Origin of the sequence: Microbulbifer jejuensis (assembly GCF_047289955.1) — a bacterium.
Taxonomy (GTDB): Bacteria; Pseudomonadota; Gammaproteobacteria; order Pseudomonadales; family Cellvibrionaceae; genus Microbulbifer.
Window position 1 is genome coordinate 37,275 of sequence record NZ_JBLBUB010000030.1, and the last position, 26,711, is coordinate 63,985.

The 26,711-nt window shown below is 52.6% G+C and carries 22 protein-coding genes, 2 tRNA genes and 6 pseudogenes; 14 read left to right on the forward strand and 16 right to left on the reverse strand.

The features are described 5' to 3' along the window. Nucleotides 1-6: 6 nt before the first annotated feature. From ACL7TT_RS17225 to ACL7TT_RS17255, 7 genes are read left to right on the forward strand one after another with little or no spacing between them, the layout of a single operon-like run. Nucleotides 7-645 (forward strand): hypothetical protein, encoded by a 639-nt coding sequence (locus ACL7TT_RS17225; RefSeq protein ID WP_413397256.1) that lies wholly within the window; start codon nt 7-9, stop codon nt 643-645. Nucleotides 646-664: 19 nt separating this feature from the next. Further along, nucleotides 665-874, forward strand: coding sequence for a hypothetical protein (locus tag ACL7TT_RS17230; RefSeq protein ID WP_413397258.1), 210 nt, complete (start codon nt 665-667; stop codon nt 872-874). Between the two features lie 6 nt (nt 875-880). After that, nucleotides 881-1,789, forward strand: coding sequence for a hypothetical protein (locus ACL7TT_RS17235; protein WP_413397260.1), 909 nt, complete (start codon nt 881-883; stop codon nt 1,787-1,789). Continuing rightward, nucleotides 1,786-2,349 (forward strand): baseplate complex protein, encoded by a 564-nt coding sequence (locus ACL7TT_RS17240; protein WP_413397262.1) that lies wholly within the window; start codon nt 1,786-1,788, stop codon nt 2,347-2,349. Before ACL7TT_RS17235 ends, ACL7TT_RS17240 begins: the two co-directional genes overlap by 4 nt. Beyond that, nucleotides 2,336-3,037, forward strand: a complete 702-nt coding sequence (locus ACL7TT_RS17245; protein WP_413397264.1) for a hypothetical protein — start codon at nt 2,336-2,338, stop codon at nt 3,035-3,037. Before ACL7TT_RS17240 ends, ACL7TT_RS17245 begins: the two co-directional genes overlap by 14 nt. Continuing rightward, nucleotides 3,022-3,999, forward strand: a complete 978-nt coding sequence (locus ACL7TT_RS17250; RefSeq protein WP_413397266.1) for a hypothetical protein — start codon at nt 3,022-3,024, stop codon at nt 3,997-3,999. The genes ACL7TT_RS17245 and ACL7TT_RS17250 overlap by 16 nt, the downstream gene beginning before the upstream one ends. 15 nt (nt 4,000-4,014) lie before the next feature. Then, nucleotides 4,015-4,650 (forward strand): hypothetical protein, encoded by a 636-nt coding sequence (locus ACL7TT_RS17255; RefSeq protein WP_413397268.1) that lies wholly within the window; start codon nt 4,015-4,017, stop codon nt 4,648-4,650. Here the strand turns inward: ACL7TT_RS17255 and ACL7TT_RS17260 are convergent. From ACL7TT_RS17260 to ACL7TT_RS17275, 4 genes are all read right to left on the reverse strand, one after another. Beyond that, nucleotides 4,647-4,793, reverse strand: coding sequence for a hypothetical protein (locus ACL7TT_RS17260; RefSeq protein ID WP_413397270.1), 147 nt, complete (start codon nt 4,791-4,793; stop codon nt 4,647-4,649). The two genes, ACL7TT_RS17255 and ACL7TT_RS17260, sit on opposite strands and share 4 nt — an antisense overlap. A gap of 304 nt (nt 4,794-5,097) precedes the next feature. Then, the gene (locus ACL7TT_RS17265) at nt 5,098-5,340 is read right to left on the reverse strand and encodes a hypothetical protein (RefSeq protein WP_413397273.1); all 243 of its coding nucleotides are present in this window, start codon (nt 5,338-5,340) and stop codon (nt 5,098-5,100) included. A gap of 104 nt (nt 5,341-5,444) precedes the next feature. Further along, nucleotides 5,445-5,987 (reverse strand): hypothetical protein, encoded by a 543-nt coding sequence (locus ACL7TT_RS17270; RefSeq protein WP_413397275.1) that lies wholly within the window; start codon nt 5,985-5,987, stop codon nt 5,445-5,447. A gap of 14 nt (nt 5,988-6,001) precedes the next feature. Next, nucleotides 6,002-6,598 carry an AHH domain-containing protein gene (locus ACL7TT_RS17275; protein ID WP_299948088.1) on the reverse strand — a complete coding sequence of 199 codons (597 nt, stop codon included), beginning with the start codon at nt 6,596-6,598 and terminating at the stop codon, nt 6,002-6,004. Nucleotides 6,599-6,941: 343 nt separating this feature from the next. Here ACL7TT_RS17275 and ACL7TT_RS17280 point away from each other — a divergent pair, with 343 nt between their 5' ends. Beyond that, a complete protein-coding gene (locus ACL7TT_RS17280) occupies nt 6,942-7,205 on the forward strand; it encodes a hypothetical protein (protein WP_299948086.1) in 264 nt (87 codons plus the stop codon). After that, a complete protein-coding gene (locus ACL7TT_RS17285) occupies nt 7,198-7,842 on the forward strand; it encodes an SOS response-associated peptidase family protein (RefSeq protein WP_413397278.1) in 645 nt (214 codons plus the stop codon). Before ACL7TT_RS17280 ends, ACL7TT_RS17285 begins: the two co-directional genes overlap by 8 nt. A gap of 558 nt (nt 7,843-8,400) precedes the next feature. Here ACL7TT_RS17285 and ACL7TT_RS17290 read toward each other — a convergent pair. The 8 genes from ACL7TT_RS17290 to ACL7TT_RS17325 all read right to left on the reverse strand — a co-directional run bounded on the left by ACL7TT_RS17290 (nt 8,401) and on the right by ACL7TT_RS17325 (nt 17,147). Further along, a tRNA-Leu gene (locus tag ACL7TT_RS17290) sits at nt 8,401-8,488 on the reverse strand. Nucleotides 8,489-8,691: 203 nt separating this feature from the next. Next, nucleotides 8,692-8,765: transfer RNA gene (locus ACL7TT_RS17295), tRNA-Cys, on the reverse strand. A 490-nt stretch (nt 8,766-9,255) separates the two neighbouring features. Beyond that, entirely contained in the window at nt 9,256-10,470 is a 1,215-nt protein-coding gene (locus tag ACL7TT_RS17300) for a hypothetical protein (RefSeq protein WP_413397280.1), read from the reverse strand. Nucleotides 10,471-11,034: 564 nt separating this feature from the next. Next, the gene (locus ACL7TT_RS17305) at nt 11,035-14,202 is read right to left on the reverse strand and encodes an efflux RND transporter permease subunit (protein WP_413397282.1); all 3,168 of its coding nucleotides are present in this window, start codon (nt 14,200-14,202) and stop codon (nt 11,035-11,037) included. After that, nucleotides 14,196-15,734: an efflux RND transporter periplasmic adaptor subunit gene (locus ACL7TT_RS17310; protein WP_413397283.1), complete on the reverse strand. Its 1,539-nt coding sequence runs from the start codon at nt 15,732-15,734 to the stop codon at nt 14,196-14,198. Before ACL7TT_RS17310 ends, ACL7TT_RS17305 begins: the two co-directional genes overlap by 7 nt. A 180-nt stretch (nt 15,735-15,914) precedes the next feature. Beyond that, nucleotides 15,915-16,316 carry a hypothetical protein gene (locus ACL7TT_RS17315; protein WP_413397285.1) on the reverse strand — a complete coding sequence of 134 codons (402 nt, stop codon included), beginning with the start codon at nt 16,314-16,316 and terminating at the stop codon, nt 15,915-15,917. 202 nt (nt 16,317-16,518) lie between these two features. Beyond that, complete coding sequence (locus tag ACL7TT_RS17320) at nt 16,519-16,662, reverse strand: transposase domain-containing protein (protein WP_413397296.1); 144 nt, start codon at nt 16,660-16,662, stop codon at nt 16,519-16,521. After that, nucleotides 16,662-17,147 (reverse strand): IS66 family transposase, encoded by a 486-nt coding sequence (locus ACL7TT_RS17325; RefSeq protein WP_413397286.1) that lies wholly within the window; start codon nt 17,145-17,147, stop codon nt 16,662-16,664. Before ACL7TT_RS17325 ends, ACL7TT_RS17320 begins: the two co-directional genes overlap by 1 nt. Nucleotides 17,148-17,182: 35 nt before the next feature. Between ACL7TT_RS17325 and ACL7TT_RS17330 the strand changes: the two are divergent. From ACL7TT_RS17330 to ACL7TT_RS17345, 4 genes and pseudogenes are all read left to right on the forward strand, one after another. After that, a pseudogene (locus ACL7TT_RS17330) lies at nt 17,183-17,503 on the forward strand (transposase); the annotation flags it as partial. After that, nucleotides 17,500-18,264, forward strand: a pseudogene (locus ACL7TT_RS17335) (integrase core domain-containing protein); the annotation flags it as partial. The pseudogenes ACL7TT_RS17330 and ACL7TT_RS17335, both read left to right, overlap by 4 nt. 775 nt (nt 18,265-19,039) lie before the next feature. Then, a pseudogene (locus ACL7TT_RS17340) lies at nt 19,040-19,807 on the forward strand (reverse transcriptase domain-containing protein). Between the two features lie 418 nt (nt 19,808-20,225). Next, the gene (locus ACL7TT_RS17345) at nt 20,226-21,311 is read left to right on the forward strand and encodes an IS5 family transposase (RefSeq protein ID WP_413397288.1); all 1,086 of its coding nucleotides are present in this window, start codon (nt 20,226-20,228) and stop codon (nt 21,309-21,311) included. Nucleotides 21,312-21,627: 316 nt separating this feature from the next. Here ACL7TT_RS17345 and ACL7TT_RS17350 read toward each other — a convergent pair whose 3' ends face one another. Then, complete coding sequence (locus tag ACL7TT_RS17350) at nt 21,628-22,179, reverse strand: hypothetical protein (RefSeq protein WP_413397290.1); 552 nt, start codon at nt 22,177-22,179, stop codon at nt 21,628-21,630. A 13-nt stretch (nt 22,180-22,192) separates the two neighbouring features. Next, the gene (locus tag ACL7TT_RS17355) at nt 22,193-24,634 is read right to left on the reverse strand and encodes a S8 family serine peptidase (protein WP_413397292.1); all 2,442 of its coding nucleotides are present in this window, start codon (nt 24,632-24,634) and stop codon (nt 22,193-22,195) included. An 89-nt stretch (nt 24,635-24,723) separates the two neighbouring features. Between ACL7TT_RS17355 and ACL7TT_RS17360 the strand changes: the two are divergent. After that, nucleotides 24,724-25,036, forward strand: a pseudogene (locus ACL7TT_RS17360) (IS3 family transposase); the annotation flags it as partial. A gap of 292 nt (nt 25,037-25,328) precedes the next feature. On the opposite strand, the pseudogene ACL7TT_RS17365 reads toward ACL7TT_RS17360, so the two are convergent. Together ACL7TT_RS17365 and ACL7TT_RS17370 are read right to left on the reverse strand one after the other, a co-directional pair. Beyond that, a pseudogene (locus ACL7TT_RS17365) lies at nt 25,329-26,012 on the reverse strand (IS5 family transposase); the annotation flags it as partial. Nucleotides 26,013-26,034: 22 nt separating this feature from the next. Further along, a pseudogene (locus ACL7TT_RS17370) lies at nt 26,035-26,565 on the reverse strand (IS5 family transposase); the annotation flags it as partial. Nucleotides 26,566-26,711 lie beyond the last annotated feature (146 nt).

Sequence of the window (26,711 nt, forward strand, 5' to 3'; positions counted from 1 at the left end):
AACCCGATGCGTGTATCCATTATCAACGGCGATGCGGGCGACGATACGGTGGTGATCGACGGCCGCGCTTTTGCCTTCGATCTGGACGGTTTGATCGACAACAAGATCTGGGCGGTGCAGTGGGGCCACGAAGACGGGCGGGCCAGCGGGGAAATCGAGTACCGCGACGGCCGCCACGAACCCATCGATACCCTGACCCCCTTTCAGCCGATAATTGAGCGCTGGCACGCGGAAAGGGACCGGGAGGCGCGGGAGGCAGCGCAGCAGCAGGCGTTTTTCCACAGCCGCCAATTCGCCATCGATGTGATTAACAACACCGCCGGCAAGGCGCGCCAGCGTGCCAGCACCATTGGTTATGGCATGACAGACGAATACAGCCGTGTGCAGGCCCAGGCGCAGCGCTACGCGGAGACGGAGTTTTCCGGCACTGTGCCCCAGGTGGTGCGCACCCACGCCGAAGTGCATGGGGTGACTGCGCAACAGGCGGCGGAGCAGATTCTGTCCGCTGCCGAACGCTGGGCACAGCGGCTGGATGCCATTCGCGATCTGCGCCTGCGCGGCAATGCCGCCGTGGCTGCCCTGGCCGAGGGCGAAAATTATATGGACACCGCCAAACCATTTATTCAGCAACTGAAAGCGCTGTAAGGCGCGGGAGGCATTTGCCATGAAAAACAAAGTCGCGGAGTTTTTGCGCTGGCATATTGAGCCGCGCCACCTGTTTACCCCGGTGGCCACCACCAATGTTTTACACACGGTGGAAATCCTCCCGGAGGGACGGGGCACCATTATACGCGGTTGCACCCATGTCTTTATTTTCGGTGTGCGCGTGGCCAGCTTCCAGCGCACTGCGCCCTGGCAACAGACCACCGGGTAAACCGGCATGCCCTGGCAACACCCGGCGATCCAATTTCCCCCCGCGGCCAAAGCCCTGCGCGACGGGATTGTCGCGGCTGCACTGGCACAGGGGCGAAGTGAAATCGACACGGCCCGGTCGCGGCTGCACAGTGTGGAAGCGGCTTTTGTCAAAAACCCCACCGCGGCAACGGCAGCGGGCAGTGCTGCGCTTGACAATACCCTGCGGGCACTGTTCGGTGCGGATCTGCACCTGCTGGTGGTGCATCCCTACCAGGAGGGCGTGGGCCAGGGCCACAGCTACAGCCGGCATTTGTCCGCCCCCAACGCGCAGCGGGCGCTGGCGGCCAAGCTGGGGGATGCCTGGGACCGCAACAAGCCGGTCGGCGCGCTGGAGGCCGTTGCGGTGCTGTTGGCAACACAGACCCTGGGCACCTTCGCCACCGGGTTACACACCCTGTGCCAGTGGTTGCCCCTGCCGGAACTGTGTCAGGCCGAAAGGCGCACGCAGCAGCTGCTGCGCCTGGAATCGGAAAAGTCCCAACTGCCCGGCGCGCCCCTGGGGGGCCATTGGCAGCCGCGCCGACTGACACAACTGCACACCGCCCGCAGCGTAGCACAGGTGATCGGTGCAGAGATCGCCAGCGCCATGGGCTATGCTCTGGAAAATACCGATCCGCTGGCAGAGCTGCACACCCTGGCCGAGAAAAAACAACAGCATTTGGACGCGGTGCGCGCAGCCACCGAAACCCTGGTGGCCGATCTCAACGGGCGCGGTATGACCCACTGCCTGTACGCCAGCGGCAGTCCCCGCCAGATCGCCGGGCAAATCCAGGCGGCGCACCCCTTCGATCACGATCATGTATTTTGCGCGGCGCTGTTGTTTGCCGCTCCGGTTGGCGCCCTCGCGCCCTTACAGGAGCTGTTCGGATTATGAGACTCAACGCCTTTACCGTGCCCGGTTCGGAACTGGTGGTGAACGGGGTACTGCGCATCGAAACGGAATCCCTCGGTGGCAACACCAGCAGCACCGACCGCGCCCAGAACGGCATCAAGGCCAAATCCCTGAGCGTTTCCTTGGTGATTCCATTTGATCAGGGGGAGGAGTTGAACGGGCTGCTGCGCCAGGCGGAATCCGTGGATGACAAGGGCAAGCTCACCGTGTTCGATATTGTGGACGATACCGCGCGGGCCATGAATATTCGTCAGGTGCAATTCAATGAAAGTTTCACTGCGCGGGAAATACCCGGCAAACACGCTTGGCGGGTGACCTTTACCCTGTCTGAATATTTATCCGTGCCGGAAAAAGTGGAGCAGCGCCAGCAGACCCAAACCGCTGCGCCCCAGAGCAGCGACGGCGAACCGGTTGCGCCAACCGGTGCAGCAATCCCAGTGGAGGGAGAAACCTATACCGGCTTTGAACAGGTGCTGAAATGGGCCGACGATGCCCTGGCGCCGGAGCCAGACAGCGGGGACCCGAGCGGTGCGACTGCATAAACACCTCACCGTCAGCGGCGAGCCCCTGGCGCTGGTGGACGACGATGTGCGCCTGGATCTGTTTACCCCCGGACGCGCGGCCTTTACCGTGCGCAGCCGCCGACCGCTGCAGGGTTTGGTGCAGCTGGACCTGGGCTACAACCCCCAGCGCCTGCAGCGGTTTTTTACCGGTTATGTGGTGCATTGCACCGGGGTGGACAACACCCGCCAGAAACTGCACTGCCGCGAGCTGAACGCCGCGCTGGCGCAACGGGTACCCCTGGCCCAGCGCAATGTCACCCTGGCCGCCGTGCTGGGGCTGGTGTCTGCGGTGACCGGGCTGCGCTTTGTGATCGGCACCGGTGCTTATACCCAGATCAAGGCCCCGGCTTTTTACAGTGCCGGCAGCGGCTACTGGCTGATGGATCAGCTGGCGCGGGTGTTTGGTATCCCGCAATTGTTATGGCAGCAGCAGGGCGACGGCCAGGTGTTTGTGGGCAGTTGGACCCACAGCCACTGGGCCGGGCGGCCGCTGCCACTGCCCGCGGGCTTCGCCACGAATTTTGGCATTGCCAACCGCGCCCGCGTGGCCTGCATCCCCTGGCTGCGCCCCGGAGTGTTGCTCAATAATGACTATGTTACCGGGGTTGCGCTGGCCGGTAATTTTATGAACCTGACCTGGAGCGCGGACCCGTGGAAGCACAAATAAAACGGCTGCTGGAGCGCGTCTACCCGGAACTGAAAAGCGGCCTGCATCTGCCGCTGCTGGCCCGCATAGTGGCCATCAGTGACCCCACGGAACAGCCGGAGCTGGCGGAAGCGTTTCGGCCGCGTTACGGGGTGGATGTGCAACTGCTGAACAGCGAAGGCAAGGCGGAAAAGCAGACCCCCATTTTTCGCAGCGTACCGCTGCCGCTGCACTTTGCCGGCAATGAGCGCGGGGCTTTTGGTTTTCCGCAGCCGGGTACCCTGGTGGAGCTGGCCTTTGCCTATGGCCGCCCGGACCAGCCGTTTATCCGCACGGTGCTGTGCCGGGGCCAGGGTGTACCGGCACTGGATCGCGAGGACTTAGTCTGGCAGCAGAGCGACACCGTGCGGCAAAAGGTGGATGCCAATGCAACCTGGCACCGGGAAACCCACGGCGAGATCCGCGAGCGCGCGCTGCAGAAAACAACCGAAGCGGCCGCACTGCATACAGACTGCGACAATGAACACCGCCAGGTGCGCCAGCATTCCATGGAAGCGGTGGCAGGGATAAAACTGATTGAAGCCCTGGGCGCGTTGCGGTTACTGTCTGGTGGCAGTGCCAATCTGTCTGCGCTGGATAATCTTAATCTCACCACCGCCAGTGATATTAATGTGACTGTGGGGCGGGATCTGAAAGAGCGCGTGGGCAATATTGCCGAGCGCATCGCCAAACTCAAACAGGTGATCAAGGTGGAACCGGGTGGCACCCTCTGGCTGGGTAACACCGCCGACAATGTGCTGCAGCTGCTGAGCGACCTGATGGGCGTGGTCAAAACCCTGGCCGACGACCTGGCTACCCATACCCACCTGGGTGTCACGCCCGGCAGTGGCAAGACCCAGGCCCCAGAAAGTGCCGGCACTTATAACTCCGCCAGTGCGGATACCGAGGCAATAAAAAACAAGCTTGATGGGATGAAGGCATAAACAAGGAGAAAAGTCATGGTGGATAAACTGATAGAGTTGCCCGTCTATGTCCAACTTGTTCTGGTGACTGGTTATATCGGTTATACGGTGGCCAATCAGGGGTTCAGGGAAGGGGAGCGCAAGGATGAATTGCTGTACGGCATACTGGTGTACGGCCTGATCGGCTGGCTGGTGTTTTACTATGTGCAGCAGGAGTTATCGAGCTTCGCCTGGGTTTTTATCATTGCGGCCCTGGCCGCAGCCAGTGTTTGCTGGGGAGCTGGGCTACTTTGGCGGAGATGGGGTCGGAAATGGTACTTTGAATTACTCTACAGGCTGAGACTCACAACCGACAATAGCCAGGGATCATTGTGGAACCGCCTGCAGCAGGATACCGGTATCTGGCCCACGCAGATGGTTGTGACGATGATGGACGGGACAAAACTGTGTTGTGATGCGGTGCAGGATTTTGACAATGCCGCGGTGCGGCTTTTTGAGACGGATCAGACCGGCAATATTGCCCTCTATGTAAACCGGAAGAAAAAACCGGACTGGGAAAACTGGAAAACGGTGGAATCTGTGCGCAGCGACAGCTGGGGAGACAACTTAACCTACATCCCCAGCCGGGAAGTCAGGTATGTAGAAGTGCGTTACCTGAAGAAAAAGCGTTAATCCTTATCGGGTGTCGGCTTGTCGGATTCCGGTGGTTTTTGCTCGTTATCAGGCTTTTGGCCCCGGTTTGAATACAAGTCCTTGTCGCCATTATCATCATCATCGATCATCAAAGTTTGAAACCGATTTTTATTTAAAGGCATAATGATGTCTCCTTGAATTGCCCGTGTTGGCACGTTGGTTGCGCGACTATGCTAACATGGGTTTTTCTTGTTTGATGAGTAGGCAATCTTTTGTGCTTGCTGGAATTATTTTGAATAAATGTGGGGGGATAAATACTCATCTGGCTATCCAGTGGGTTGTAATTCGTGGCAGCAAAAGAATACAAGAATTCTCTCGATTTTGGATATAAATGATAAGTTGATTTGACATCCTCCCCCAGCGAACTAGCTGGGGGGTGTCAAACGTCAAGAAAGTAAGTTTGGACAGAGTTTGTTAGTGCAGGTCTTATTCTTGTTCAGCTGTACAGTTAACTTGACGTGTTTTTTCGCCTGTCTGAAATGAGCTACAAATATGCCGTTTATTGTTGCATGTCGCAATCCAAGTCGTTGAGATCCAACCTCGCTTTTTTTCTGATATTGCAATTGCCTCAGGAACGCAGCCAATTTGACCCGCTGAAATGGCTTCAAAGCTAGCACATCCAGAAAACATTAAAATAACTGGTGCCAAAATTGCAATTTGTAGCCTCATTAGTCTTCTCCTCATGTAAATATTTTTATGCCCCCCCCCTAAAGGACGGGGAGGAGGTCAACAGACCTTGCCGATTGGGTCCACCTATTGGATGTTCTTCCGTGTTAATAGTGAGTTAGATTTGTACTGAATAGCAGACCGTCAAGCTTTTCAGATTCAACCACAGTTTTAAAGGCACTGGTGCAGTAAATGCTGATATAGGATTCCTTAGTCCTGAAGACAGGCACCTCTTTAAGCTTATTTTCATCAAACGCAATGCCGGAAAGTAAGTTGCCTTTTCTTTTTACAGAGCCGGGCACTACTGCGTCAAGGTCTTCAGCGATTGTTAGTGGATTGAATAGATAAAACTTGGCTCCTTGGTATGTGCAAGGAAGAAACTCCCCGAAGGATTTCAGCATATCTTCAAGAATCTTGTAGGCTGCTTCGTGAAGTACGAGGTAGTTTTGCCACTTGGAAAGTGTAGGAATCACAGGAGAAGAATCACATACCTTTATACTCAACTCCAGCGGTACCCAGTCATTAGTGTACGACTGCGGCTGTGTGAAAATGATAAAATCATCATCCCCGCGCTTATCTTCAACCTCATCAGGATCGAAGTACACGGTCATGTAGTTATCATAATCTTCAAATACTTGATAGATTTTCATAGTGTTTCTTAAGCCTAGAGTTTATCTGCAGGCAGCATCACAAAGCTGGGAAAACTAGAGAACTTCAGATCATACTCTATTCCCTTAAGAAGAGTTTCTACAGCCTGTCCGGTAAGGTTGCTTACGTCCAGAGTATCGAACTCAAGTCCAAGCCATTGGTAATAACCATTCCTGTGTATTCGGGAGTGGGGCACAGCACTTGGCATTTTGGGATGTGGAGTATCAGCCGTTCTCCTTGGGAGCCAAGTTCCATTTCTTATATCATCTATCCTGATACTGACTCGAGCCAGGATACCTCTTTGCCGAGTGGCTTTTGGGTGTGCCCCAGAAACTATTGCATGGGCATCACAATTCCCACCGGGGTGAGGCTTCCCATTTTTTTCCATGAATTTTCCGAGACGGGCAGAGTCGTGTTCTTCGCTCCTCAGCTCCTTCCTTGACATGGTGACAGCTTCTTGACGGTATTTGTCGAGGGTTTCTTCAACCTGCTCAACGACCTTTAGGGCCATATAGTCCGCCTTGGTGATATCCTGCTTTGAAGCGAACATATCAATGGCCACCTCGCGGCGGTCTTTTAGATAGTAAGGTTTTGGCTGTTCGTAATGTCCCATTGCTGTCCCTGCTCTGCTATCACTGAAAGAAAAGAATACAGGAGCCAGAAAAGGGAATAAATATACACGCTATGACAGATTGCTCATTCTTCCCGAAAACTGAAATAATTCAGCGTGCTAACACGTTAGCACATACAAGTCTGCACATTTTTTGAGCGAAGAAAAGCGCTGTCGGCCACTCCTCCCCACGCTTGCCGGTTTTGGGCTTTTGTATCTTTATTAAACTATACCGCGAAATCACGGTCCGCAATTGCTAATTGCCGGGGGTGCGTAGACAGCTTGACAAAGCGTTGATATGCATGCTTATACTGTATATGTATACAGTCTGCTGTAAGGGATAGGTATGCGACCCAAGACTATAATTATCGATGGTGAGCCGATTGTAATCAGCCGTCGGCCTTCTATTCATGACAACCAGCCAATGTATCAGATACGGCTTTTGAATTACCTGGATTATCATGGCACCTATTCTGCTGCTGTAGGCTGCAATCTGCGTGCAGCCATCACGGAGGGGTTGGAGCTTCGCCGGGCTGTTATGAAGAGTATTCGGTTGGCGAAAGAGCCCGGAAACCATGACAGTGACAGGGGAGGCGATATCGATGTGTAGTGTATTTGGCGTGGCCAATCACGCCGGCATGGAGCGCTTCCTGAAGGAGTACGGAGTACACCATCCGAAACGCATGCTGTATGGCCGCCGCAGGCGGCCCACCCAGGATGTTTCCATTGTCACTGCCCGGCATGGGGAACCGGAAGTGGAAGCCGCAATCTGGCACCTGTATCTGGAGCGCGACGGCGACAATTGGAAGCCGCACCGTAAATACTGGTCGATCAACAGCAACTGGCAGAAGCTAGGCAAGCGCCCCGAGTACCGCAAATCCCGCTGCCTGATCCCCGCCACCGCCTGGGTGGAAAGCCAGCACGGTAAGAACCCGGTGGAGTTCAGTTACGGCCAGCCTTTTTTCTTCTGTGGTCTGTACAAGATCTGGGGCAATCTACTGAGTTGCGCCATCATCACCCTCGGGGCACACCCGAAGACCAGGCAATATCACGAGAAATCCCTGCCCATGATCGCACCCGCGGACAAGACTTTTGTTGCGCAATGGTTGAACGGCGGGGAGGACACCGCCCCCTTTGAGCCCTACCTGCACCCGCATATCGAGTATGCCGGGCATCCCCTGACGGTGAGGCCGGTGGTAAGAGCGACCTCTACGGAATACTCTGGTGAACAGCAGGAGCTTTCCTGACCTGAACCTCGCAAGACAACCCTCGCTATTGTTCGGCCCACAAAGCTGCCAGATCCTGTCTCCTAATGACCATCCTGGGTTTTCAATTTTCTTCATCACATGGCAAGGCCAACAGTGCTGCCGCTTTTTGCCTTGGAAGCGACAAACTCAAGATAATTCAGGCACTTAATCAGCTGGCATGCATTGATCTGTATATTTTTTGAACGCGGAAAAGGGCCTGCGATCACTCCTCCCCACGCCTGCCGGTTTTAGGCTTTCCTTTACCCAGTGAAATTGGAAAATACCGCAAACCCCCGCCAGCCGTGGGCTGTAGCGATTTTCGAGATTTCACAAAATGAACACTTTTGAAGAGAAGTGAAGAGATTTTTCACAGGCCAAAATGGCCGAAAGCCAGTAACCACGGGGTTTTCCAGCAGGTGAGAGAAGTTTTGTATGAGATCAGACCAGAGGGTAGGGGGGGGTGAAACGTGCGTTGACACTTTGTTGACACTTTGGCGAGATTTCCCTCTCCATCACTGGGGAGGAATTACAAATTTCTCGCTAAGTACTTGATTTTATTGGTGCCCGAGGCCGGACTCGAACCGGCATGGCCATGACAGCCGAGGGATTTTAAATCCCTTGTGTATACCAATTTCACCACTCGGGCCGGATAGATATTGTTATCTGGGGTAAGAATGTACCGAAAGCCATCACAAAAAGCTGAACTTATTGATTTAGAGCGATTTATTATGGATTCTTGAATCCCTTGAGCCCACCGGTGTTGGTAACCAAGCGGATAGGTACTCTGCGAGGGGCTTTGGTCTTTCGCTCAGCACTTTATCCATAAATTTCACCTCAATGAAATGAAAATGGAGGCTAGGGTCGGAATCGAACCGGCGTACACGGAGTTGCAGTCCGCTGCATGACCACTCTGCCACCTAGCCTATTATTCCGCCAGATACGGAACCCAAACATGCCGGATTTTATCGGATAAAACTGAAAAATCCTAGCGTTTTCTTATAGTTACGTACACGTGACTATATGAGGGGGGCTATTCTAGGGGCTGTCGCCGCTTAGTCAAGCATTGTTTGTGTCTATATGAAAAAACTGAATTAAAGCCCTCTTAGTGCGTTAGGGTAATTGACATAATAACTTTTAGCGATGTTGCCAATAAACCTATTTCTATTTGTTCTAGATTTGAGGTTTTGGTTGCTGGAAATCTTTCACTGGTGTCCGATACTGTTTTTATCTGGCTAACACGTCTCCCCCCCAAAACGTGTTTAGTAACGTCAGAAGGGCGCTCCATACTGGTAATTGCCCGATGTGTAGCAAGGATGAAATCCTCCAAGTTTCACTCCTAATGGTCTTGGCCCTGACGCTCTCCCCCCCGTCGTCAGGGCTTTTTTTTGTGGGTGCTTGCTGTTTTTTAGCTGATCAGCGCCCCTTGCCGGTGAGATTCCCGATTGCCAGTGTCTTCACTGGCTGTCCAGCTACTTTTTCCGACAGCGCTCTAAAGCGATCAAGGGTCACCTCTCCCCTGGTGCGGGCCAGTTCCCGGGCCACATCGTCAATACTCGCCTTTCCGCCACTAACTGCACGAATTTCTTTATCCAGCGTCATGATTACATTCGTAGCACGGGCAGTAACTGGACCGGAGGAGCGCTTCACCAGCAGGGTTGGTGCTTTTTGCCCCCATTCCATCAGTTTGTCCATCGCTTCCTGATAGCGGATTTCACTGATTCCCCCGGAGCGGCGCAGAATTTCCAGAGAGTAAAATTCAGCCAGGCCTTCGACGATCCAATCGCTCTGGTCGTCGCCGTGGATACCTGTGGCCACATGGATCAGCTCATGGATCATGCTGCTGGTGCGGTTTGCACTGATCAATGGTCGATCTGCATGCATAAACAGAGAGCGGGGGCCGGAAAGCCCTCCACGCCACATGGGGTCACGGGCCGTTACAATCAGCAAACGGTCAGGAAATAGAGGAAAGACCTTCTTGATTTCCGGCAGGCTCCAATTGAGAAACGCGAGAGCATCCTGGCGGTGAATATTTTCTCCCAGGGGGCCGGAAACCGAGGTGGAAGTACCGGCGATCCAGTCCTGGCGGCTGCCGATTTTTCCCACGATCATCCAGCCTTTGGGGCGTACAAATCGGCGATTTAGGTCCGACAGCTGGTACAGGTGCTCGTCAACCTTCGGATAGGGCAGGGCGGCAGACCAGTGCTTGGGCAGTTGTAGCTGTAAGCGGGCATTGGCGTGGCCCTTGCCGTTTGTTGAAATGGGGGGAATCAGCCTGTCGCTACGGAGTATTGCCCAGTCCTCGGTAATCCGCGAGTCATAACTGCCGTTATTTCTTTGGTTATCGATGATAAAACTGTAGCTGAGTTTTGCCTTGGGGCCAGTGGGATGCCAGATAGCCCTATTTTCCTCAATCACCAATGGCTGTCTGCTTGACAGGTTCTTGTAGCGGCCCGACTCCAGGTTGAGGGTGAGTTTATTGGGCAGCTGTTCGCCGCTTAATTCGATACTGATATGGGCCAGTTTTGTATCGGGCTCAATCTTTGCGGTATACAGCAATTCATAGCTGTGCGTGCCTTGGGCGAGCGTAATCAGCAGCAGTGGAAGAGTGAGTAATCTGACAAGCATCATATGTTTAGCAGGAAATCTGACAAGTTATCGATTGGACAACACGGGAGCTTACAGGTGCATACGTGTTACCAGCAAACAATCAGCCTCAGCTTAGGGAGCGCCTAAGCGCTTGAAAGATGTACTCCAGCCGGGACAAAGGGTCGCGATATTAATCTAGGAAGCACATTAATATGACCTGTAAAAAATACACTTAAAAAGTCGTTACCAAATAAGCCCATAGTAAAAATTACAATAAATCCAGTAAATAAGTGGTTCAGACATACTCGGGTAGCCACGACATTGAGTATTCTGTCCATGCCCTGGTTTTTTTTGACTGCCAAAACTGCTCGTCCAAAGTTCACAGTTGAAGTATCTGGGTTCTACTCGAAGCTCCGGAATCACAATCCAAACGGTATTGGCTCTGGGACTAGCTGCGCAATTTGTCCCTCACTGCGCAGCGCCATTTACCGGAAATTCAAAGATCAATTGGATTACCGGCTCGATGAAAGGGCATCACCACCTGGCTGGTTTGCCCAGTGACTGCGGATGGGTACCGCAAGGGCAACCAGATCCAGTTGGGGATTTTTAAGGGTTATGGCTATCTTCCCGATGGGGGATTCTCCTCTGCCATTGGAAAAATATCCCGGGCATCACCAGCAGTACAAACAGCAGCGCGCTTACCGTGCCCCCGACCATGGGTGCGGCAATGCGTTTCATGACATCTGCGCCAGTACCGTCGGAGACCATGACCGGTACTAAAGAAATCAGCAGGGTAAGGCTGGTCATCAGCATCGGGCGAATGCGGCCGGCTGCGGCTTGGGCTACATATCTGGTGGAGTCGTCAGGATCGGGCACGGAATCAGTCGAAGCGCTTTCCGCAACAGACAGGTAGTGCAGCATCAACAGTCCCATTTCTGCCGCGAGCCCCGCCATGGCAATCATACCAACCCACACAGCAACGCTCAGTTTGTATTCCAGCAGGTACAACAGCCAGAAGGCGCCGATCAGGGCCATGGGCATGGCTGTAAGTACAAAGAGTGTGTCAGCCAGGCGTCCGCGATGCAGATAAAGCAGGAAGCAAACGGCTAGTAGCGTCAGTGGTACCAGCCATTGCAAGCGGGATTTGGCGCGTTCCAGATACTGGTATTGGCCGGCCCAGGCAATGCGCTGGCCGGGTACAAGGGTGACCTGATCCGCAACCACTTGCCGGGCGCGGCTCACATAGTCAGCAACAGCGACTCCACTTTTCAGGTCGACAAATACCAGCCCCACCAGTTGTCCATCTTCGTTACGAATCATCGGTGGGCCCGTGCGGTAATTGAGGTTTGCCAACTGGTTCAATGGTATCTGGGCACCGTCAGATGCCGGCACCAATATTTGTTCCAGTTGCTCCGGGGTATCGCGGTAATCGCGGGCGTAGCGTACCAGGACATCGTAGCGTTCGCGTCCTTCAATAGTTTGGGTGGCGGCGAGACCGCCGGCGGCAGCGGAAATCACATCCTCGATGTCCTGGATGTTGAGGCCGTGGCGGGAAGCCCTTGTGCGATCAATATCAAAGTCCAGAAAGTAACCACCGGTAAGCCGTTCGGCAAAGACGCTGCGCGTTTCCACTGCCGTGCGCTCATCGCTGCGCAAGGCGGCCTCAATCGCCAGGGCAGTTTGTTCGATTCCCTCCAGGCTATCCCCGAATACCTTGATGCCGAGCTTACTGCGAATGCCGGTAGCCAACATTTCCGTGCGTGTTTGGATCGGCATCCACCAGATATTGGGCATGCCGGGGAAACGCAGCTTTTCATCCATTTCCGCCAGCAGATCATCCCAGCTAAGGCCCGGCCGCCATTCGCTTTTTGGTTTTAGGGTGATCACGGTTTCGACCATGGAGAGTGGCGCCGGATCGGTTGCGCTGTTGGAACGCCCGATCTTGCCGAATACCCGTTCCACCTCTGGGAACCGCTTCAGTTCGGTATCCATCTGCTGTAGCACCTTGCCCGCCTCGGTCACGGACATGCCGGGCAGGGCTGTGGGCATATAGAGAATGCTGCCTTCATTCAACGGCGGCATAAATTCACTCTCAAGCCTGCTGATGGGGTAGGCCACCGAGACTAGCGCCAACAGTGACAAAGCGGCAACCACTTTGCGCTGCCGGATACAATAGTGGATCGCGGGCTGCAGGGTTTTCACCAGCACGCGCGTAATCGGGTTCTCGTTGCTGCGGATTTTACCGCGCATCAACAATACTGCCAGGGCCGGAATCAGGGTGATGGCGAGCAGCGCGGCGAAGGCCATGCTGTAGGTTTTGGTAAACGCGAGGGGTTTGAATAGGCGGCCCTCGGTGGCTTCCAATGCGAATACCGGCAGGAAGGAAACCGTGATAATCACCAGGGAGAAGAAAATACTCGGGCCTACCTCTTGCATGGCGCCGACGATCAATTGTCTGCGTTCCCCTGCAGAGAGTGGTTTACCAGCGTTTGATGCGAGCTGTTTGTGGATGTTATCCACCATCACCACAGCCGCATCCACCATCGCACCGATAGCCACGGCGATGCCGCCGAGGGACATAATATTGGCAGTCAACCCCTGGATGGAGAGGGGGATAAAAGCCAGCAGCACGGCGATGGGCAGGGTGATGACCGCTACCAGTGCGGAGCGGGCATGTAGCAGGAACAGCGCAATCACCGCTGCGACCACCAGCATTTCCTCCAGCAGGGTGTTTTTGAGGTTGTCGATGGCGCTGTTGATCAGGTTGGAGCGATCATAGGTCACGACCAGTTCCACGCTCTCGGGCAGGCCGGCCCTGATTTCCTCGATACGCTGCTTGACCCGTTCGATCACTTTGAGGGCATTTTCCCCGTAGCGCATGATGACAATACCGCCCACGGTCTGCCCTTCGCCATCAAGTTCGGCAATACCGCGCTGCATGGCCGGTCCCAGGCTGATATCGGCAACCTGGTTGAGAGTCACGGGAATATTTGCCGCGTTGACACCGATGACGACTTGCTCAAGATCCTCGACGCCTTGGATATAACCGCGGCCGCGCACCATGTGTTCGTGACCGGCGATTTCCAATACACGCCCGCCGGTATCGTTATTGCTACGGCGGATGGCTTCGACCACTTTGCCCAGGGGGATATTGAACATCCCCAGGCGGTAGGGGTCGATTTGAACCTGATACTCCTTCTCGAAGCCGCCAATGGAGGCCACCTCGGCAACACCGGCTACCGAAGTGAGCCAGTAACGCAGCTTGAAGTCCTGCAGGGCGCGCAGTTCCTGCAGGTCGTGCCTGCCGCTGCGATCCACCAGAGCGTATTGGAATACCCATCCCACACCGGTGGCATCCGGGCCCAGGGTGGGTTGTACATCCTCTGGTAGCTGGTCTGCCACCTGGTTCAGATACTCCAGAACCCGCGATCGGGCCCAGTAGATATCGGTGCCATCTTCAAAAATGGCATAGACAAAGCTGAGCCCGAGGAAACTCTGGCCCCGTACAAATTTGACTTTGGGAAGGCCCAGCAGCGCGGTGGAGAGAGGGTAGGTAATCTGGTCCTCCACTAGGTCAGGGCTGCGACCGGGCCACTCTGTCATCACGATAACCTGGGCATCGGATAAATCCGGGATGGCATCCAGGGGGATGTTTATCAGTGTGCGGTAGCCTGCCAGTGCGGCTATGGCCACAAGGACCAGGGTAATGCCAGGTTTGCCGGCACAGAGGCCGATAATGCGTGCAATCAGACCCTTCGATTCGGGAGTTACCATTGCTGCGCCCCCGACTTCAAACGACTTTCCGCAGCGATCAGAAAAACGCCGGAAGTGATTATCCTGTCCCCGGCCAGAAGGCCGGAGCGGATCACAATCTGGTCGCTGTCACCGTAGCCTGTGCGGACCTGAACCGGCTCCAGGCGGCCCTGCCCCAGATCGCGAAATACAATGCGTTTGTTGCCGGATATCAGCACGGCATCCCGCGGCACTACCAGTTGATTACCCAGCTCGGCACTGAGCAGGATGTTCGCGAACAAACCGGGGCGCAGTTCACCATTGGCATTGGGTAGCGAGACACGCAGGCGTGCGCTGCGGTTGCTGTGGTTGAGGAAGGGGTCTATCTGGGTAAGCGTGGCCGGTATCTCCCGGTGGTGCACATTGGTTAGACGCACCTTGGCAGGCATACCGATTTGCAGAAGGGGCAGCTGATCTTCGTAGGCGTGGGCTTCAATCCATATCCGGCTTAAATCGGCTATCCGCAGCAGGTTCTTGCCTTTTTCAAAGGAGGAGCCGGCGACGATATGTTTCTCGATAATCACCCCGCTGGCCGGGGCAAAGATCGGTACATAGTCCTGTGCTTTCTGCTGCTCTGCCAGCCAGTCAATTTGTGCTTCGGAAAGCCCCCACAGCAGCAAACGCCTGCGCGCTGCCTGTTCGAGGGCATCGCCCCGGCGATGGGCTTTCAGGTATTCGTCCTGCACTGCCAGCAGCTCGGGGCTGTACACGGTAAACAGTACTTCGCCACGGTTGACCTGTTTGCCCTCGAAGTCCGCATCCAGATCGCCGATCCAGCCATCGAAGCGGAGGCTGATATCGCGCAGGCGGGTTTCATCATAAGTCACCTGGCCGTGCAGGTGCACAGGCAGTGAGAAGGGCTTGCGTTCCACCATGCCGGTTCTGATACCGATGGCCTGGCGCCTGGCACTTTCCACTACAAGGCTGTTGCTGTTTAACTCCCCGTGACGCACCGGCTGTAAATCCATACCGCAAATGGGGCAGGTTCCAGGCTCAGCGGATTTGACCGAAGGGTGCATGGCACAGGTGTAATAGGCCGCATCGGAAGCCTGGGGTGCCGACTTCAGGCGCAGCCCCTTGCGGTTGGTACTCATGTCGAAGGAGAGATCCACGTGTTGATCGTGGCCGGTAGCCACATCCACCACCATTGGCCAGGCACCCACCATAGCCAGTTCCATTTCGCCCTGAAAAACGCCGGGGGCTGTCTCACTGAATGCCGCTTGGGTCCGCATCGCCGGCATGGCGCCCATGGCGGGCATTTCCGCCACAGCGCGCACCTGGGCACCGGCTACCGGATTGCCCTGTGAATCCCGAACTTCGATACGTATCTGGTTTCTGCCTGCACGGGGTTTGAGTGGGTCGATGGATACTGCAACCTGGAAGGGGCCGGTCTGGATAAATTCCGCCGCTGTATTTACCGTCAGTGGGAAGCGGTCTTTCCAGTAAAAGGCCCCTGCCGCCGCAGCAAGCATAAGGCCCAAGGCCAGGTAGCCAATGCTTTTAGGGCGGTTCATACTTTCCCTCCCTGGCTGGAGAGGGTTCTTTTGCCGGTGCGCCAGGTGATTGTGGTCTTTTGTCTGCTGAGGGCAGCAGCGGGGTTGTTGGCAGTCAAGGTTCGCTCCTCGGACAATGATTCTGAAACCCCGCGCACTCAAATGGTGGTGGGGACATTGGGTGTCAGAGAAAGGGAGCGATCAAATACGCAGGCGCAGGGTATCCAGCCAGGTGCCGTTGCCGGGATGGGGGAGGTGAGAAATGGGGCCGGTGACACCGGGTGGCACGGGCGGGGCCAGTATCTGCGGCCATTGGTAACTTGGCGGCGGTGCAAACTGCGGCAGTTCGAGCGTCAGGGGAGCTGTGGTGAGGGCTGCCTGGTGATCATCCAAGGGTGTTTTGAGGGAAACCTGGGCTTCAAACTCGCAGCAGTCCATCGGGGTTTCGGAGTCTGCGGCCGTATGGTCACAGCAGCAGACTGCCGCCGGTGCCGGGCGATCCATCATTTCACAGGCCAACACGGCCTGGACCTGGAATATTAGCAGGAGCAGGGTCGCCAGCGCGGCCAGTCTGGTTCGAAATCTGGATGGAGCGTGTTTCATTGACAGTAAATCATACAGCAAGGGATACCATTGGACAAAGTACCGGGGTCCGGGTTTCCCGGCAGCCGCCACTTATAGGGTTACCTTAGTTGCTTCTCAAGACACTGTCATGGTGCTCTGCAAACGGCGAGGTGCGTGGCAGCAAGGTAAGCGATCAAGTCTGAACTAATACAGATCAAGTAACGCCACCCCTTGATTCACTCTACAGGTCTACTTCCGTCGCGCTCTGAAGATTCCAGGACAACAGGGCTTCAATTTCCCCGACGGTCTGCGCTCGCGGTAAGTCGGTGTAAACTCGGCGCAGGTAATGGTAGGGCTCAAGCCCATTGGCTTTAGCTGTTTCGATTAGCCCATATAGTGCAGCGCTGGGCTTGGCTCCTCTGGGGTATCACTGAACAGCCAGTTCTTGCGACCGATCACAAACGGACGGATGGCATTTTCTGCGATATTGTTGTCGATATTGAGCCTTCCATCTTCGGTGTAAACCAAGAGCTTTTTCCAATTCTTGTGTAGATATCCGAGCGCTTTTCCAAGGGCGGTTTTTGGCAGTGCTTTTGGTAGTGTTTTTTCAAGCCAGTTATGTATTTTGGCCAGCACCGGCAGGCTTTCTTTCTGACGAAGCCGGTATCTTTCATCCGCGGTGAGGCGCTGCCCTTTGCGTTCTATGCCGTATAGGTGGCCAATGTAGTTGAGGGCGATGTCGACTTTGCTCAGCTGCTTTTTACCTTTTGGCTTGCTGGTTTTACCACCGGCAACCTTTTGCGCTTCGACAAATTTGCGCCGTGCATGTGCCCAGCAGCCGAGGTGGGTAATACCCTGTTCTGTGCCCACGGCATGATAGCCAACGTAATCGTCGGTTTGCAGGTATGGATGCTGCTGTCAAGGCGCTGCGTGAGGGCAAAGACCTCAGCGGCAAAGATGGCATCCTGACGCCTCTGATCAAACAGCTTACCGAAGCAGCTATGAGCGCGGAGCTGGAGGAGCACCTCGCCGGCGAGGACAAGCCCAACCGCAAAAATGGCCATACACCCAAGACCATGCAAAGCCCGACGGGCAGCTTCGAGCTGCAGACACCACGGGACCGCGCCGGCACCTTCGAACCACAGATCGTCAAGAAGCATCAAACCCAGCTTACCGACGAGCTGGAGCGCAAGATTATTGCCCTGCTCGCCCTGGGCAACAGCTATCCAATGAGCTACGTAAGCGCGGTGTCTTTGTGTCGTCTAGCGGGGTTCGCAGTATCTGGTTACGGCATGACCTGGCTAACTTCAGACTCCGCCTGAAAGCCCTGGAAGCCAAAGTGGCAAAGGAAGGTCTGATTCTCACTGAATCACAGGTTCAGGCTCTGGAACGCAAACGCCATGATGACGAAGCCTGCGGCGAAATTGAGACTCAACATCCTGGTTACCTGGGCTCCCAGGACACCTTCTACGTTGGGACATTCAAAGGCGTTGGACGTGTATACCAGCAGACCTACGTTGACACCTACGCAAAAGTGGCGCACTGCAAGCTGTATACAACAAAGACGCCAATCACTGCAGCAGACCTTCTGAATGACCGTGTGCTGCCATTCTACGCTTCGCATGAGCTACCTGTGCTGCGTATCCTGACTGATCGCGGCACCGAGTACTGTGGCAAACTGGAGCAGCATGATTATCAGCTGTATTTGAGCGTGAATGAGATTGAGCATACGAGGACAAAAGCCCGGCACCCACAAACGAATGGTATCTGTGAGCGATTTCACAAGACTATTCTGCAGGAGTTTTATCAGCCGTCACTACGACGCAAGATTTATGGCTCGGTGGAGGAGCTACAGATGGATCTAGACGAATGGCTCAATTATTACAATAATGAACGAACCCACCAAGGCAAGAAGTGCTGTGGCCGTACGCCTGTACAAACGCTTGAAGATGGCAAAAAGATCTGGATGGAAAAGTTCGTGAACTGAACCTGACCTGACAGACCACCGTCAGAAAAACCGGTAACTATCAGATCAAGTCTGAACTACTAGTGCGCCACGAAGCGCTAATTTACCTGCAGCTGAAAGTGCTGCCTGAGAAAGTGGTGACCCGCCATACTCTGTATCGAGTCTTGAGCGTCGGAAGGTAACGACCGGGGTTAAGCGTAGACAGAAATGATGCAGGCCGTAAGCGAAAGCTGAAGTGATTGAGTCCCGTTAACCGACCTTTGTGAGAAGGCCGATAGTGTTAGTAGTCTAGAAGGCAATATTGCTAAACCCAATATAGGGCAGGTTTTAGCAGCTTCTTCGGGATCGGTGAATATGGCATGTAGCAAAGGTAAATAAGTGAACGTGGGAGATCCAATAGCTCTTCCAGGATGGAAGTATCGATCAACAAGTGTAGCAGCGAGGAGATCGAGATGGCTATTTGGAAGTCAGATCGGCCATAGTACTGTTGAAGCGGGGTAACGCCTGCGGAGGGAAGGGCCGTGGGTAAAATCCACCCCGGAGAGGAAACGCTGTGGGGTCACCAGAATTCCAACATACAGCGACAACGAAATTGACGAGGATAACGCAGCTATCTCAAAGTGATGTCAATAAGCCGTTTCACTGCTTAATGCACCACTTTAATGTGGAATCACTGAGAGTCTGCTTTCAAGAGCTGAAAGGAAAGAAGGCAATTGGAAGTGATGGCGTAAGTAAAGATATGTACGGAACGAACCTCGATGAGAATCTACCCCGGATCGTCCAGCAGCTGAAAACCATGTCATATCGGCCAAGTCCGGTCAGGCAAGTTTTAATCCCCAAGGAAGGGCAAGCAGGTGCAGTGCGACCGTTGGGTATCAGTAACTTCGAGGATAAACTTATCCAGAAGATGACCCAGAAATTACTAGAGAGCATCTACGAGCCACTTTTCCTGGACTGCTCCTTTGGGTTCAGGCCAAAGAAAAGTTGCCACGATGCCATCCAAGCCTTGGGTACCCATCTTCTTCACCATGAAGTTGACACTGTCATTGACATTGACTTATCCAACTTTTTCGGAACTATTGATCACCAGATGCTCAAGGATATGTTGTGTGAGAAGATCAAAGATAAACGTTTTATCCGGTACATCAGCCGTATGTTCAAGGCCGGCGTGTTAACGGATGGCGAGTTGTCGATCAGCGATGAAGGTGTCCCCCAAGGGAGCATTTGCAGTCCGGTTCTTGCTAACATTTACGCGCATTATGTGATTGATACTTGATTCCAAACGGTTGCTAAAAGACACTGTCGAAGGCGGGTTGAATTGTTTCGTTACGCTGACGATGCCGTCATCTGTTGTCGGGAACACAAGGATGCGGAGCGCATCAGAGTGGCGTTGATCAAGCGCCTAGCAAAATTCAATCTCAAAATGAATGAGGAAAAGACCAAATTGGTCTCGTTCTCGAAAGCGGAGTGTCGAAAAGGTAATAATCAAGGTGTATTCGATTTTCTCGGATTTACTTTCCACCTGGGACGGTCTCGCAAAGGCCGTGCAATACCGAAAGTTTAAACGAGCGGTAAACGTGTTCGCTCTAAGCTGACGAAGGTAAATCAATGGACTCGCCAAGTCAGGAATAGAGCACCGTTGGCTGTTATATGGAAAATCTTCCGTGCTAAGCTTGCTGGTCATATCCGCTATTTCGGTATGAGCTTCAATGCAAGGCGTGTTGGCCAATTCCTCTACCAGTCTACGCGGATTCTATTCAAGTGGCTCAATCGGCGCAGCCAGCGGAAATCGTTCAACTGGGAAAAGTTTGGACGCTTTTTGCGTCTGTTTCCGTTACCTAGAGTGAGGATCTACCACACACTCTACAGCCAATAACTGCGTGAAGGGTTTTGTCTTGAGCCTAGCAGGCTGTTGAAATAGGCTCATGTATTTACTGGCTTTGGTACAATGCTTGGGCCGATACCCCACAATGAGATAGTGTATGCGCGGTGCAGATATTACGCAGGAAGCTTTGTTCACCACTGTTAACCTGGAAGGATTTGTCCCCAAATTCCACCCACTGAGAAAGATTCGTCAGGAATTTAATTTGGCATTGCAGCGTATCGACTGGCTGCTCGACTGCGCTTATGCACCGAACGGCAAGGAGTCCATCCCCTCGGAGCGGTTACTGCGAGCCCTACTTCTACAGGTTTTATTCAGCGTGCGTAGTGAACGCCAGCTGATGGAACAGATACGCTACAACCTATTATTCCGCTGGTTCGTTGGCCTCAGTATCGATGATAAGGTGTGGAATCATTCCACTTTCAGCAAGAATCGTGACCGTCTGCTTGCCCACGATATTATTCCCACCCTGTTCGAAGAAGTGGTGCAGATAGCTAGGCAGAAGCAACTGTTGTCGGAAGAGCATTTCAGCGTTGATGGCACCTTGATTCAGGCGTGGGCCTCGCAGAAAAGTTTTCGTCGCAAGCAGGACAGCGACGACGATGAGGGCAGTGGCAGCAACAGCGAGCGGGACTTCCACAAGGAAAAGCGCAGCAATGAAACGCACGAATCGCGCACCGATCCAGAGGCTCGACTGTACAAAAAATCCAAAGGTGCTGAAGCCAAGCTGGCCTATTTGGGTCACACCACCATGGAAAACCGTAATGGCCTGATCGTACAGGCGGCGGTAACGCAAGCCAATGGCTGCGCTGAGCGGGAAGCAGCCGAGCAGATGCTGACGGAGCTGCCGGGCTCACGACGCAAAACCGTTGGCGCAGACAAAGGTTACGACACTCGGGGATTCGTAGCCGCCTGTCGTGGTGCCAATGTAACTCCGCATGTGGCCCAAAATACCAAGCGCCGCGGTGGCTCCGCTATTGACGGACGCACCACTCGGCACAGCGGATATCAAGCGAGCATGAAGGTACGCAAGCGAATTGAGGAGGGTTTCGGTTGGGGCAAAACCATTGGTCTGATTCGCCAAGTAAAAGTCCGTGGGTTAGCGCGGGTCAAGGAGGTATTTACCCTCACCTTTATCGGCTGGAATCTAACCCGAATAAGCAATTTACAAAGGGGATCCGCTTAATGGACGGAGAAGCAGCAAAAGTAGCGTTAAGGGGGCGTGTATTCAGCCAAAAGCTGATTAAAAATCCATCAAAATAGAACAAAGCAGCTCTTCCTCGTGTTTTTTGGCTTGCTAGAAACTTTTTCTAAATAATACTTCCGGATTTCAACAGCCTGCTAGTGCGTAAATAGCGCACGCTGGGTTCTAACTGGGGGGGCGACTGGGTGACCGTCGCCTCTACCACCTCACTTGATCGCTTACATAAAAAGGGCATCACCTTATAAATGATGCCCTTTTTCTGTCTCAGATAAAACTTACTGATTTAGGTAAGTTTTAACTATTGTGCTTTGTGCATAGTCTCTGTAACTTCAACTCGACTTTCAACCGTCAAGCCAGACTGTCTTATCGCATTGAAAGCTTCCAACAAGTCATTGCCTTCTCTAACTTTCAAGATGGCAATGTCAGTGCCGGGAAATACCGACACTACTTCCATGCCAGCGGCTGCTGCTACTTCTGATGCGCTAACATTTTCACCTAATAAAATTGTGATATTACCAGTTAAAGTTGTTAATTCATCGGTCAGTGTATTTCGTACTATTGTACCTTTAGCAACAACATCTCTTGCTGCATCAGCATCGATACTCACGATGGCCATTTCCCCTTTAACTGCAACAACCTGTTCTGGTGCAGCAATCGATGATGGGACACTTGCCATTGATCGTTCAACCTTAAACATACCAAACTCAGCAGAGTTCGCTCTTGCCTCGGATATCGTTCTTAGCTGCTTGACCTTTATATCTTTCTTTTCCACGCTATCAACAGCACTGGCCTGCGCCATACCTGATAAACACAGTGCGGCAGTTAAGATCATTAATGTATTAAGTTTCATTGTATTACCCTTCTTATTGAACTGCACGCCCGAACGCTCTTAGTGATACACCTTCTAGAACACTCTCTACAGGGTTATTTATCATACCTGTCGCCTCCCACTGGTTTCTCGTGTTTGAGAACTCAATGTTAGTCTCACCGGTATCAAATGCTCTGATTGTCCAAGTTCCCTTAGCATTTTCACCATAAAATGCATTAGAAAGGATTACGGCACCATCCAAGATGTAGCCAACGCTAAGAGTCCCGTCGGCGAAGCTAAATGAAGCATCTAATAATGCTTGCTTAGAAGAAAGTAAAACACTTCTAGTACCTGAGGGGGAAACCACTTCAAGCGCTAAGTCGTTACCAGCCGAGGTTAATAGACTCTCATTTAAAAGAGGGCCGCCCATATCTTCATTGCGGACATCAAACTCGAACTGCATGGCTTCAATAATAATATCTTCCGCCACTTCAATTTGTTGGCTTACGCCAGTCGCACTATTGTCTGGAATAATCGCTTCCATGGCGTCTTCACCAGCGGTGGATCCCACACCTTGCCATTCAGTGATAATTTGCTCACCAAGACTCTCTGAGTAATTTAAAGCCATAGCAACAGATGCACCTGCATCAACTCGGCCAAAGCCATAGAGGTTGTTAAAGCGATAACCAGCTGCGTTTTCAACCCAGCCATCGTGAGCAACAAAAGATCCTTCTCCAATTTGCAGTTCAACTTTTTCGTTTTCAGGGTCAACTATAGTGCTGGTTGAAGCTAAAATATGCCGAACATCCCGCCAGGTCAACTCTGGGTTTGCTGATAAGATTAGAGACACAACGCCTGATGCATTCGGCGCAGCAGAAGATGTACCATTGAAGGTTGAAGTATAGTTACAAGTTGCGTTCTCTGGGTGGCCTGGATAATTGAATGGGAATTGGCTGATTGCAAAGGCTTCACCAAAAGCTCCGGTAAACGAACTTATGCCGCTACCATTAAAGCCAGAATAACCATTAATACAGGTCATTTGGTCTGTTGTTACCATAGCGGGCCGATAACGTCCAAATTCGCCGGCAGGAGCGGATACCATTATGCTTGCGCCAGCTGTTGAGTAACTTGTATGTTTACCATCAGCGTTCACCGCTGCAACATTCAAGTAATATGGGTGAGAGTGACTGGGCTGGAACGCTGAGTTGTAGCAGGTTAGGCCTAAATCATTAGCGCCATTATCAGCACAGAAAGAACCATCAAGAGTGCTGCTTCCAGAGTCAAAGGCATTACCACTGGACTTCATGTTCAAAGTGCCTTTGCCACCTCGAAGCATAAGATTCGGGTAAGACTCAATAGCTACATCTAAAGCAGAGGGTGCGATAGCACTAGGGTAGGTAATGCCGTAGCTACGATTAAATGCTGAAATTTCTTCATCTGCAGAAATACCACTTCCCGGAAACCCATGAGCCAATAGGTCCGTTTGCTCTATTTTATCACCGCCTAAAAAGTTCATACCGATTAGCCCTGTATCTGGGGCTACACCACGGCTACCTATGTTGTTCCAGCCTTTGGCTGCAATTAAGCCAGCTACACTAGTACCATGATCACCGTCATTGGAGGTGCTCGTTGGGTCTGTTCTGTCAGCTGCTGATGCGTTTAAGTTGATAGAGCGATTTGGTAATACATTATCTATCAAGTCTTCATGGCGAATTTCTACGCCTGAATCTACAACAACCGCTGTCACACCGGAACCAGTGACACCTTGAGCATAAGCGGCTGCAACATTCATGTCTTCGCCAGCAATAAGCTCTTCGGCTTCAAGTCTTTCAAATAGGGCATCAGCTTCCTCAACTGTATAAACCTCATCATCGATAAGGCCTTGCTTCATTTGATCACTTAATGCGTAAGCTTTTTGGCCTGTATTGTGTAGGTGCCATTGTTGATACGCCAGAGGGTCATTTGCAACATTCATGATCTCAATGGTCGCAGAGGCTGAAGCACCATTTGCTGTTACAGTATAAGCAATAGAAGCGGCTTGTCCTGAGATTGAAGTATATTCAAATTGATCGCCATTTAATGAAAGCTGACCATGACTAAAAGTATAAACGCCATCAACTGGATTAATAGCCTCACCATTTTCTGAAAAACCATAGGTTAAAGCATCACCATCTGAATCGCTGCCCAATTGTTCTCCAGATACAGGAATCCATTGCTTTGCCCCATCTATAGTTACATTACTCGCAGTTGGCGGAGTATCCGGAGTAGGTTCGGGTTCGGGTTCGGGTTCGGGTTCGGGTTCGGGTTCGGGTTCGGGTTCGGGTTCGGGTTCGGGTTCGGGTTCGGGTTCGGGTTCGGGTTCGGGTTCGGGTTGGGCAACGGGAGCAGGAGCAGGAGCAGGATCAGGAGCAGACGAATCATTATCGCTCCCACAACCTGATAATGTTAATAAAAGTGCTACTTGAATTGCAGAAAGTTGAAACATTTTTCTAGTCATTTATAGTTCCCATTATAGTAAATTATCGGGTATAGAAATTATAAACCACCTCAACGGTGTCTGGCCATAAATCATGGATATTTCATCAACTTCAGCACACAGACCGGGGAAGCCAATACTTTGCGCAATCTTACCGTGATTTACAGCAGGAATTTGGTGTGGTGTTTTCAATGTCGCGTAAGGAGAATTGTTCCGACAATGCGCCACGCAAGAGTTTATTGGGGACTCTGAAAAGTGAGTTTGTGTACCATCGTGCACCTTGTCATTCGGGCGGAGGAGCAGGCGGCTATCAGGGAGTACATCGAGATTTTTTATAACCGCCTGCGCAGCCATTCACGGCTTGGCAGCCTGGCTCCGACTGATTTTACCAAATGGGTTTTGGATTCAGTCAAAGTCGCTTAAAGCGGGTAGTCCTATATTATCAGTAAATAATAAAATGACAGGATAGTTACTACATAGGTGGATTATTTTTCTGTGATGGAAAATGAGACGGTCTCGGTTGGGAATTTTTACCAGGAGGATGATCAAGTGCTACCTAACAGCCTATTGAAATCCGGAAGTATTATTTAGAAAAATTTTCTAGCAAGCCAAAAAATTCGAGGAAGAGCTGCTTTGTTCTATTTTGATGAATTTTTAATCGGCTTTTGGCTGAATACACGCCCCCTTAACGCTACTTTCGCTGCTTCTCCGTCCATTAAGCGGATCCCCTTTGTAAATTGCTTATTCGGGTTAGATTCCAGCCGATAAAGGTGAGGGTAAATACCTCCTTGACCCGCGCTAACCCGCGGACTTTTACTTGGCGAATCAGACCAATGGTTTTGCCCCAACCGAAACCCTCCTCAATTCGCTTGCGTACCTTCATGCTCGCTTGATATCCGCTGTGCCGAGTGGTGCGTCCGTCAATAGCGGAGCCACCGCGGCGCTTGGTATTTTGGGCCACATGCGGAGTTACATTGGCACCACGACAGGCGGCTACGAATCCCCGAGTGTCGTAACCTTTGTCTGCGCCAACGGTTTTGCGTCGTGAGCCCGGCAGCTCCGTCAGCATCTGCTCGGCTGCTTCCCGCTCAGCGCAGCCATTGGCTTGCGTTACCGCCGCCTGTATGATCAGGCCATTACGGTTTTCCATGGTGGTGTGACCCAAATAGGCCAGCTTGGCTTCAGCACCTTTGGATTTTTTGTACAGCCGAGCCTCTGGATCGGTGCGCGATTCGTGCGTTTCATTGCTGCGCTTTTGCTTGTGGAAGTCCCGCTCGCTGTTGCTGCCACTGCCCTCATCGTCGTCGCTGTCCTGCTTGCGACGAAAAATTTTCTACGAGGCCCACGCCTGAATCAAGGTGCCATCAACGCTGAAATGCTCTTCCGACAACAGTTGCTTCTGCCTAGGGGCTGTTCCCGTTTCACATGGGTAGCCATAGGAAGGCACAAGCCATAGCTACTGTGCTTTGATAGCACCTCTTGAGTTTGTCGAAACGTGAGGCAATCGCGCGGTAGTGTTTCAATCGTGCAAAAGCATTTTCTACCAGATGCCGATTTTTGTAGAGCCCCCTATCCAAATCCGCGTTGCCTTTCACAGAATTGCGCCTTCTAGGGATCACTGCCTTGGCACCCTGTTCTGCAATCTGCTTCCGTAGATCCTCGCTATCATAACCTTTGTCCGCGACAATTGTTTCCGCACCCTCAATCTTGGCGATCAAGCTTGGAGCTTGCGTGCAATCATTTACCTGACCACCCGTGACCTCAAATGCAACCGGAAGCCCGTAAGCGTCAACCGCTAAATGGATTTTGCTTGTGTTCCCCGCCCGACTTTTCCCTATCGCCTCATCCTGATCACTGGCAGCACCGCTGCTGTGTTGGTGTGCTTTAGCGTAACTTCCATCAATGAAAGCCCATTCCATGTCCGGATCTACTACCAGCGCTTGAAATACTTTTGTAGTGGCATAGTAAATTTGGCCACCTGACTTTGGGTGATAACATCACTCACAACGAAGATCAGGTGAATAAATGACCAGCACAAAAAGAAAATTTAGCCCAGAGTTCAAACTGGAGGCGGCTCAGCTAGTTGTTGACCAGGGGT